Origin of the sequence: Micromonospora sp. NPDC050795, from assembly GCF_044456785.1 — a bacterium.
Classification (GTDB): domain Bacteria; phylum Actinomycetota; class Actinomycetes; order Mycobacteriales; family Micromonosporaceae; genus Micromonospora.
On the sequence record NZ_JBITGE010000066.1, the window covers coordinates 1 to 9856 of the forward strand.

Here is a 9856-nt window from a genome sequence, read left to right on the forward strand (position 1 = left end):
CACCCCCCGGATCATCCGAACAACAGGGGAAGGAAGTCATACCGGGCCGGGCGACCGAGGGTCCCCGGCTGGGGACGATCAAAAAGGTAACGGGGTTACCAGCCTCTGGCTTTCCACTGGGGGAGGGCGGGGCGCTCGGCGCCCAGGGTGCTGTCCTTGCCGTGGCCCGGGTAGAACCAGGTGTCGTCCGGGAGCTGGTCGAACAGCTTGTGCTCGACGTCACCGATCAGCGCCGCGAAGCGCTCCGGGTCCTTGTCGGTGTTGCCCACCCCTCCGGGGAAGAGACTGTCGCCGGTGAAGAGGTGCGGGGTGCCGGCCGGGTCGCGGTAGAGCAGCGCGATCGAACCCGGGGTGTGCCCCTTGATGTGGATGACCTCCAACGCGCAGTCGCCGACCGCCACGGTGTCGCCGTCGGCCAGCCGCTCCGCCTCGATCGGCAACCCCGCCGCGTCGTCGGCGTGCACCAACGCCCGGGCGCCGGTCTTGGCGACGACCTCCTCCAGCGCCACCCAGTGATCCATGTGCTGGTGGGTCGTCACCACGGCGGTGAGCCCACCGTCACCGATCAGCTCGAGCAGCCGGGGTGCCTCGTTCGCGGCGTCGATGAGCACCTGATCACCGGTGCCCGTGCAGCGCAGCAGGTAGGCGTTGTTGTCCATCGGACCCACCGACAGCTTGCTGATGGTCAGCCCGTCCAGCTCCCGAACCGCCGGTGGGCCGCCGTGCGTGACGTCTCCGCTGTATGTCATGACGTTTCTATATCCATTCCGGTGGAGTAGGCAGGGGACCGTCAGGGGTGACGGAGAGCAGGGTGCCGTCGGCGCGGCCGATCAGCCAGACGGCGAGGTCGGGGGCGGAGCCGGCGACGATCGGAGCGCCGACGCGCTCCCCGATCACCACCTCGTGCTCGCTGCCGTCGAGGCGCAGCACCATCGACGGCGGTGTCGGCCCCATGGCGTGATGACTGGCCGCCTCCCGCAGCAGTCGGTGGGCGAACGCCTCCGACCAGTCTGCGGCCCGGTAGTCGGCGGCCAGATCGAGGTGGTGCACCTCGATCTCCCGCAGTCGACCCCAGACCAGCAGCGCCGCCGGCCAGGGACCCTTACGCGCCTGCACCGTCGCCGCCCAGGCGTCGGCCGGCATCGCCGCGACCGCCTCGGCGAACAGGTCCGCGGTGCGTCGCAGGTCGTCCAGGTGCGCGGCCGGTGGCCGGCTCGAACCGGCTTCGATGTCGGCGGTGCGGGCATCCAGCGAGGCGTACATCGGCAGCGCCGCCCCGGTGCGGGCCGCGGTGAGCAGGTTGACGAAACCGTCGGCGTTGCGCGCCACATGCGCCAGGACGTGGCCGCGCGTCCAGCCCGGCAGCAGCGACGCGGCGGCCAGGTCCGCGGCGTCGAAGGAAGCGGCGGTACGCAGTAGTCGCCTGGTGGCCGCGTCCACCTCGCCCATCAGCAACAGCGGATCCGTGGTCACCCGTCGACCCTAGCGGTCCGCCGTCGCGCCGTCGCCGGGGAAATCGCTTTCGGCGCGTAGGCGCGCGACCTACCGTCAGCGGCAGACGCGGCACCGGGACATCGGACGGAGGTGGTGATCATGCCGGACGTGGCACGCGTGTTCCGCCATCACCAGCTTCGACACCGATGAGGATGAGATGACGATCGATTTGACCGCCCTCGGCTGGGACGCCGAGCGGACGGCGTACGCCGCGCGCCGCGGCGAGCACCAGCCGGGTCGGGTGGCCCGGGTGGACCGGGGGGTCTGCACGGTGCTCACCGCAGGTGGCCCGATCCGGGCCAGTCTGGGTGGGGCGGTGCTGACCGTCGCCGCGCGCGACCCGTCCGCGCTGCCCTGCGCCGGGGACTGGGTGCTGCTCACCCACTGGCCGGACCGCCGCGTCACCGTCGAGGCGGTGCTGCCGCGGCGGGGCGCGCTGATCCGACGTACCGCCGGCAAGGACGCCAGTGGTCAGGTGCTGGCCGCCAACCTCGACGCCGCCGCCGTGGTGGAGCCGGTGCACCCCGAGCCGGACGTGGGCCGGATCGAGCGGCTGCTCTCCCTGGCCCACGAGTCCGGAGCCCGGCCACTTGTCGTACTGACCAAGGCGGACCTCGCGGCCGACCCGGCCGCGCTGGCCCGCCAGCTGGCCGCCGTCGCGCCCGGGGTGCCGGTGCTGCCGGTCAGCGCCGAACGTGGCCTCGGACTGGCACCGCTGCGCGCCGAGGTGACGCCCGGCCGCACGCTCGGTCTGCTCGGCCCGTCCGGTGCCGGCAAGTCGAGCCTCGTCAACGCCCTCGTCGGGGCGGTGATGATGCCCACCCAGGCGATCCGGCGCGTCGACGGCAAGGGCCGGCACACCACCACCTGGCGGGCGCTCGTACCGATCCCCGGTGGCGGTGCGGTGATCGACACGCCCGGTGTCCGGGCGGTCGGCCTGCTGGACGGCGCGGCCGGGCTCGACCGGGCGTTCGCCGACATCGCCGGGCTGGCCGAGGGCTGCCGGTACGCCGACTGCGGTCACGACGGCGAGCCGGCCTGCGCGGTCCGGGAGGCGCTGCACACCGGCGAGCTCTCCACCCGTCGGTGGGAGAGCTGGCGGCGGCTGCAGGGCGAGGTGGCCCACGAGAGCCGACGGCGGGAGGCCCGGGTGGCGGCGGAGCGACGCGGCGGGTGGCGTTCGGCCCGGCGTCGGGCCGCGCGTCCGCCGGCGCCCGGCGGCTACTGACCGGGCGCCCGCCGACGCGTGGCCGACCGGGGTTGCGGGCGGCGCGGCCGACCGGGCTGAGCTGGGGGAATGTGCGGGCGAGGGAAACTGTCGTACCTCGGGGCTAGAGTTGCCGAGGCGTGTTTTCCGCGCCCGCACGACCGCTCAAGACCACCCAGAGCGGGACAGATCCTTTGCTTCGTCTTCTCCCGGGAGTACACGCACCGTGGCCGACCGACTGATCATCCGTGGCGCGCGCGAGCACAACCTGCGTGACGTCAGTCTCGACCTGCCCCGGGACGCGCTCATCGTGTTCACCGGGCTGTCCGGGTCGGGCAAGTCGAGCCTGGCCTTCGACACGATCTTCGCCGAGGGGCAGCGCCGCTACGTCGAGTCGCTCTCGTCGTACGCCCGGCAGTTCCTCGGCCAGATGGACAAGCCAGACGTCGACTTCATCGAGGGCCTGAGCCCGGCCGTCTCGATCGACCAGAAATCCACCTCGCGCAACCCGCGCTCGACGGTCGGCACCATCACCGAGGTCTACGACTACCTGCGTCTGCTCTACGCCCGCATCGGTGAGCCGCACTGCCCGGTCTGTGGTGAGCGCATCTCCCGGCAGAGCCCGCAGCAGATCGTCGACCGGGTCCTCGCCATGGCCGAGGGCACCAAGTTCATGGTGCTCGCCCCGGTGATCCGTGGCCGCAAGGGCGAATATGTCGACCTCTTCGCCGAGCTGCAGGCCAAGGGCTACGCCCGGGCCCGGGTCGACGGCGTGGTTCACCCGCTGACCGAGCCGCCGAAGCTCAAGAAGCAGGAGAAGCACACCATCGAGGTGGTGATCGACCGGCTCACCGTCAAGCCGAGCGCCAAGCAGCGGCTCACCGACTCGGTCGAGGCCGCCCTGGGCCTGTCCAGCGGCCTGGTCCTGCTCGACTTCGTCGACCTTCCCGAGGACGACCCGGACCGCGAGCGCCGCTACTCCGAGCACCTGGCCTGCCCCAACGACCATCCGCTCGCCATCGAGGATCTCGAACCTCGGGTCTTCTCCTTCAACGCGCCCTACGGCGCCTGCCCGGAGTGCACCGGCCTGGGCACCAAGAAGGAGGTCGACCCGGAGCTGCTGGTCCCCGACCCGGAGCGCAGCCTGCGTGAGGGCGCCATCCAGCCCTGGTCCACCGGGCACAACCTGGAATACTTCCTGCGCCTGCTGGAGGCGCTCGGCGAGGCCCAGCACTTCGACATCGACACCCCGTGGCGGGCGTTGCCGGCGCGGGCGCAGAAGACGATCCTGCACGGCTCCGACGACCAGGTTCACGTCCGCTACCGCAACAAGTACGGCCGCGAGCGCTCCTACTACACCGGCTTCGAGGGCGTGGTGCAGTGGATCGAGCGGCGGCACTCCGACACCGAGTCCGAGTGGTCCCGCGACAAGTACGAGGGCTACATGCGCGACGTGCCGTGCGCGGCGTGCGGCGGTGCCCGGCTCAAGCCCGAGGTGCTCGCGGTCACGTTGGCCGGCAAGAGCATCGCCGAGGTCTGCAACCTCTCCGTGGGGGAGTGCGCCGACCTGCTCGCCGGCATCGAGCTGACCGACCGGCAGAAGATGATCGCCGAGCGGGTCCTCAAGGAGATCAACGCCCGGCTGCGGTTCCTGCTCGACGTCGGCCTTGACTACCTCTCCCTGGACCGCCCGGCCGGCACGCTCTCCGGCGGCGAGGCACAGCGCATCCGGCTGGCCACGCAGATCGGCTCCGGCCTGGTGGGCGTGCTCTACGTGCTCGACGAGCCGTCGATCGGGCTGCACCAGCGCGACAACCACCGGCTGATCGAGACCCTGATCCGGCTGCGTGGGCTCGGCAACACGCTGATCGTGGTGGAGCACGACGAGGACACCATCCGCACCGCCGACTGGATCGTCGACATCGGGCCCGGCGCGGGTGAGCACGGCGGCAAGATCGTGCACAGCGGCTCGGTGCCGGCGCTGCTGAAGAACAAGGAGTCGATCACCGGGGCGTACCTGTCCGGTCGGCGGTCGATCCCGACGCCGACGGGCCGCCGCCCGCAGGACCCGGCCCGCGAGCTGGTGGTGCACGGCGCGCGGGAGCACAACCTGCGCAACCTGACCGTCTCGTTCCCGCTGGGCCAGCTGATCGCGGTCACCGGGGTCAGCGGTTCGGGCAAGTCGACGCTGGTCAACGACATCCTGTACGCGGTGCTGGCCAACCAGATCAACGGCGCCCGGCTGGTGCCCGGCCGGCACACCCGCGTCTCCGGCCTGGAGCACGTGGACAAGGTCGTCGGCGTGGACCAGTCGCCGATCGGCCGCACGCCGCGCTCCAACCCGGCCACCTACACCGGCGTCTGGGACCACGTCCGCAAGCTCTTCGCCGAGACGACCGAGGCGAAGGTGCGCGGGTACGGCCCGGGTCGGTTCTCCTTCAACGTCAAGGGCGGGCGCTGCGAGGCGTGCTCGGGTGACGGCACGATCAAGATCGAGATGAACTTCCTTCCCGACGTGTACGTCCCCTGCGAGGTCTGCAAGGGCGCCCGGTACAACCGGGAGACCCTGGAGGTGCACTACAAGGGCAAGACCGTCTCGGACGTGCTGGAGATGCCGATCGAGGAGGCCGCCGAGTTCTTCTCCGCGATTCCGGCCATCCACCGGCACCTGAAGACCCTGGTCGACGTCGGCCTGGGCTACGTCCGCCTCGGTCAGCCCGCGCCGACCCTCTCCGGTGGTGAGGCACAGCGGGTCAAGCTCGCCTCCGAGCTGCAGAAGCGGTCCACCGGGCGGACGGTCTACGTGCTCGACGAGCCGACCACCGGTCTGCACTTCGAGGACATCCGCAAGCTGCTGATGGTGCTGGAAGGGCTCGTCGACAAGGGCAACACGGTGATCACCATCGAGCACAACCTCGACGTGATCAAGACCGCGGACTGGCTGATCGACATGGGTCCCGAGGGTGGCCACCGTGGCGGCACCGTGCTCGCCACCGGCACCCCGGAAGAGGTCGCCGAGGTGGCCGAGAGCCACACCGGCGAGTTCCTGCGTCAGGTGCTCAAGCTCGACGGCAAGGCCAAGGGTGCGGCTGCCGCCACCACCCGGGCCGCCAAGGCCAACGGGGTTACCAAGGCGCGGGCCAGCCGTAAGGTGCCGGCCGCCGCGCGCTGACCTCTCTACGCGTGCTGATGGGGTGGGGCGGGTCGGATGGCGACCTGCCCCACCCCATTTGTCGGGTCGAGCGGATGCCGTGGTGAACCATCCGGCACAGTTGCCCGTGTGGAGAAGTGTGGCCGGCTTTCGACCGGCAGCGGGCTAGAGAGAGGCGAGGCATGAGTGACGATCAAGCGCTGACCGGACCAGGTACGCAGACACGTCGTAACCTGCTCACCGGCGTCGGGGCGGTCGGCGCGGCCGTCGTCCTGGCTGCCTGCGGCAGTGACGACGGCGGCAGCAGCAGCGGTGCGCCCACAAGCGGTGGCCCTGCCGTACCCAGCACCGGCGACGCTGGCGGCGGTGACCGGCAGGATGCCCAGTCGCTGGCCACCACCGCCGACATCCCGGTCGGCGGCGGCAAGGTCCTCGCCGCCCAGGGCGTGGTCATCACCCAGCCCACGGCCGGCCAGTTCAAGGGCTTCAGCCCGATCTGTACGCACCAGAACTGCCCGGTGACGAACGTCGACGGCGGCACCATCAACTGCACCTGCCACAACAGCAAGTTCTCGATCGAGGACGGCTCGGTGAAGGCCGGCCCGGCCACCAAGCCGCTGCCGCCCAAGGAGATCAAGGTCACCGGCGACCAGATCTCGCTGGCCTGACCCGACGCGGGGCCGGCGGGCCGGCCCGGGCCGTACGTCGACCGGCCGGTCGCCCGGCGGCACAGGATCGATTCGCGTTCGGGAAGTCGGGGTGTCAGCGGTGTGCCGACACCCCGACTTCCGGGGCGCCGAGTGGATCACGCCTGCGGTGGGCTGTCGGTGCTGCGGACTAGGCTTGTTGGCGTGGCTGACCCCTCGACCTACCGCCCCGCACCCGGCACCATCCCGGAGCTACCAGGGGTCTACCGCTTTCGCGACGGCACCGGCCGGGTGATCTACGTCGGCAAGGCGCGAAATCTGCGCAGCCGACTCAACTCCTACTTCGGCGACGTCTGGAACCTGCACGAGCGCACCCGGCAGATGGTCACCACCGCCGAGTCGGTGGACTGGATCACCGTCGGCACCGAGGTCGAGGCGCTCCAGCAGGAGTTCACCTGGATCAAGCAGTACGACCCGAGGTTCAACGTCCGCTACCGCGACGACAAGTCGTACCCCTATCTCGCTGTCACCCTCGACGAGGAGTACCCCCGGCTGCAGGTGATGCGCGGCGCCAAGCGCAAGGGCGTGCGTTACTTCGGTCCCTACTCGCATGCCTGGGCCATCCGGGAGACCCTCGACCTGCTGCTGCGGGTGTTCCCCGCGCGCACGTGTTCCGCCGGGGTGTTCAAGCGGGCCGGCCAGGTCGGTCGCCCCTGCCTGCTGGGCTACATCGGCAAGTGCTCGGCGCCGTGCGTGGGCACCGTCTCCGCCGACGAACACCGGGCCATCGTCGACGGGTTCTGCGACTTCATGGCCGGGCGCACCGACACCATGGTCCGCAAGATCGAACGTGAGATGACCGAGGCGAGCGAGCAGTTGGAGTTCGAGCGGGCCGCCCGACTGCGCGACGACGTGGCCGCGCTGCGCCGGGCCATGGAGAAGCAGACCGTGGTGCTCGGCGACGGCACCGACGCGGACGTCGTCGCGTTCGCCGACGACCCGCTCGAGGCGGCTGTGCAGGTCTTCCACGTCCGCGACGGCCGGGTCCGCGGCCAGCGCGGTTGGGTGGTGGAGAAGACCGAGGAGCTGACCACCGCGGACCTGGTGCACCACTTCTGCACCCAGGTGTACGGCGGTGAGCACGGCGAGGCCGACGTGCCTCGGGAACTACTGGTCCCCGAGCTGCCCGCGGACGCCGACGCGCTGGCCGAGTGGCTCTCCAACCACCGGGGCAGTCGGGTATCGCTGCGGGTGCCGCAGCGTGGCGACAAACGCTCACTGATGGAGACGGTGGAGCGCAACGCCAAGGACGCGCTGGCCCGGCACAAGCTCAAGCGCTCCGGTGACCTGACCACCCGGGGCAAGGCACTGGACGAGATCAGCGACGCGCTGGGCATGAGCACCTCGCCGCTGCGCATCGAGTGCTTCGACATCTCCCAGATCCAGGGCACCGACGTGGTCGCCAGCATGGTGGTCTTCGAGGACGGGTTGCCCCGCAAGAGCGAGTACCGGCGGTTCATCGTCCGGGGCGCCACCGACGACCTCTCCGCGATGTCCGAGGTGCTCCGTCGCCGCTTCGCCCGCTACCTGGACGCCAGGGCCGAGACGGGTGAGGTGGGCGTGGAGTCGGCCGACGATCCGGCCGCGCCCGGAGGCGCCACGGATCCACAGGTCGGCATCCTGATCGACCCGACCACCGGCCGGCCCCGAAAATTCGCGTACCCGCCACAGCTGGTGGTCGTCGACGGCGGCGCCCCACAGGTCGCCGCCGCCGCGCAGGCCCTCGCCGACCTCGGCATCGACGACGTGGCCCTGTGCGGGCTGGCCAAGCGGCTGGAAGAGGTGTGGCTCCCGGACGACGAGTTCCCGGTCATCCTCCCGCGTACCTCGGAAGGGCTGTACCTGCTGCAACGGGTGCGTGACGAGGCCCACCGGTTCGCCATCACCTTCCACCGGCAGCGCCGGTCCAAGCGGATGACCGAATCAGCGCTGGACCACGTACCCGGCCTGGGCGAGGTACGTCGCAAGGCGCTGCTGCGGCACTTCGGCTCACTCAAGCGACTCTCGGCAGCAACGGTCGACGAGATCACCGAGGTGCCTGGAGTGGGGCGGCGCACCGCCGAGGCGATCCTGGCCGCCCTGGACAAGGACACGAAGGCCGGCGACGGCGCGGGAGCGAAGCCCAGCACCTGAGCGCCGTCGCTCGGTCGCTGCCGGGCCGGAGGCGGGCACCCAGGGCGCGTTGGCTGTCCTCGCTCGCTTTGGTGATGGGGGTCGCTCCCATGATCGTGCTCGTTCCTGGATGTAGTGGCCTCGTTGCGCTGGGAGGGGCCTCTTTCCTGGATCGAGCATGATCTAGCGGGGGTTGCGCGCACCGGGCTGTCCCTGGGGCCGGGCTGGCCCGCCCGGCCCTCTGCCCGTGTGTCGGGCCGAACCCCGCCCCGCCCGGCCCGCCCGCCCCGCTCGGTTTGCCCCGCCCGCCCGGCCCTCCCGGCCCCCGGGCACGCCCGCCCCCGCCCCCGGACTGCCCCGGTCCCGCCCCGCCCCGCCCCCCGGGTCGGGCCGGGCGGGGCGGAGGTGCAGGCGGGCATGATCGACTCGGGTTTCATGATGTCGGGGCATCCCGGGCAGCGGGACACCGCGACTTCCAGGAACCCGAGTGGATCATGCTGCGGTGGCCGCGATGTCGGGTTCGGCGGGGTGACAGGTCGGGTGGTTTGTCGGGTTCGGCCTCGCGTGTCGGGTGGTCGGGGCCACCCCGGCGGCGGAATCGGCGGCCGGCCGGGGTCGTTATGCCTGGCAGGCCACCGCGCCCGTCGAGTCGCAGGGCGCAGGCCCCCGGGAACACCCGGCAGGCCGCCCCGGTTACATCCCCGAACGGCCGAGCACCACAATGGCCGGGCCGCCGCCGGGAACACCCGGCAGGCCGCCTCGGTTACACCCCCCGAACGGCCGAGCACCACAACGGCCGACCCCCTGCGGGTAGGCGGAATGATCCGCCACCCGTTGCACCCTGTCCCGATGCCGGCCCCCGTTGTGGGTCGCCGGGCAGACGAACTTTCCCGCGCCACCATCCACCACCCCCCTGGTGTGGTGTGGGTATCCCCCTGAGGCAGAGGAGCACGCCATCATGCGTACCGATCTGATCCGTAAGACCGCCCTGACCGCCGCCGGCCTCGCGTTCACCGGCGGTGCCATCGCCGGGCCAGTGACCGCCGCTTACGCCATGTCCGATGCCAAGCCGGCCACGCAGACGCAGACTGACCGTAAGGGTCACGGCGAGCGGGAGCTCGGTGTGCGCTACGAGGCGCAGCCGAACTTCTACTACTGCGGGCCCGCCGCGACGCGTAACGCGCT

At 71.2% G+C, this 9856-nt stretch carries 6 protein-coding genes and 1 pseudogene; 5 read left to right on the top strand and 2 right to left on the bottom strand.

Annotation, left to right across the window (positions count from 1 at the left end):
• Positions 1-95: 95 nt before the first annotated feature.
• Both ACIBEF_RS31585 and ACIBEF_RS31590 read right to left on the bottom strand, forming a co-directional pair.
• Positions 96-749, bottom strand: coding sequence for an MBL fold metallo-hydrolase (locus tag ACIBEF_RS31585; protein ID WP_396797058.1), 654 nt, complete (start codon positions 747-749; stop codon positions 96-98).
• A gap of 7 nt (positions 750-756) precedes the next feature.
• The gene (locus ACIBEF_RS31590) at positions 757-1473 is read right to left on the bottom strand and encodes a maleylpyruvate isomerase family mycothiol-dependent enzyme (RefSeq protein WP_396797059.1); all 717 of its coding nucleotides are present in this window, start codon (positions 1471-1473) and stop codon (positions 757-759) included.
• A 178-nt stretch (positions 1474-1651) separates the two neighbouring features.
• On the opposite strand from ACIBEF_RS31590, the gene rsgA reads away from it, so the two are divergent.
• The 5 genes and pseudogenes from rsgA to ACIBEF_RS31615 all read left to right on the top strand — a co-directional run.
• Positions 1652-2722 (top strand): ribosome small subunit-dependent GTPase A, encoded by a 1071-nt coding sequence (rsgA, locus tag ACIBEF_RS31595; RefSeq protein ID WP_396797060.1) that lies wholly within the window; start codon positions 1652-1654, stop codon positions 2720-2722.
• Between the two features lie 205 nt (positions 2723-2927).
• A complete protein-coding gene (uvrA, locus tag ACIBEF_RS31600; protein WP_091408018.1) occupies positions 2928-5873 on the top strand; it encodes an excinuclease ABC subunit UvrA in 2946 nt (981 codons plus the stop codon).
• A gap of 161 nt (positions 5874-6034) precedes the next feature.
• Positions 6035-6520, top strand: a complete 486-nt coding sequence (locus tag ACIBEF_RS31605; protein ID WP_355010215.1) for a Rieske (2Fe-2S) protein — start codon at positions 6035-6037, stop codon at positions 6518-6520.
• A 183-nt stretch (positions 6521-6703) separates the two neighbouring features.
• The gene (uvrC, locus tag ACIBEF_RS31610) at positions 6704-8692 is read left to right on the top strand and encodes an excinuclease ABC subunit UvrC (protein WP_396797063.1); all 1989 of its coding nucleotides are present in this window, start codon (positions 6704-6706) and stop codon (positions 8690-8692) included.
• A gap of 937 nt (positions 8693-9629) precedes the next feature.
• Positions 9630-9856 (top strand): annotated as a pseudogene (locus ACIBEF_RS31615) (phytochelatin synthase); the annotation flags it as partial.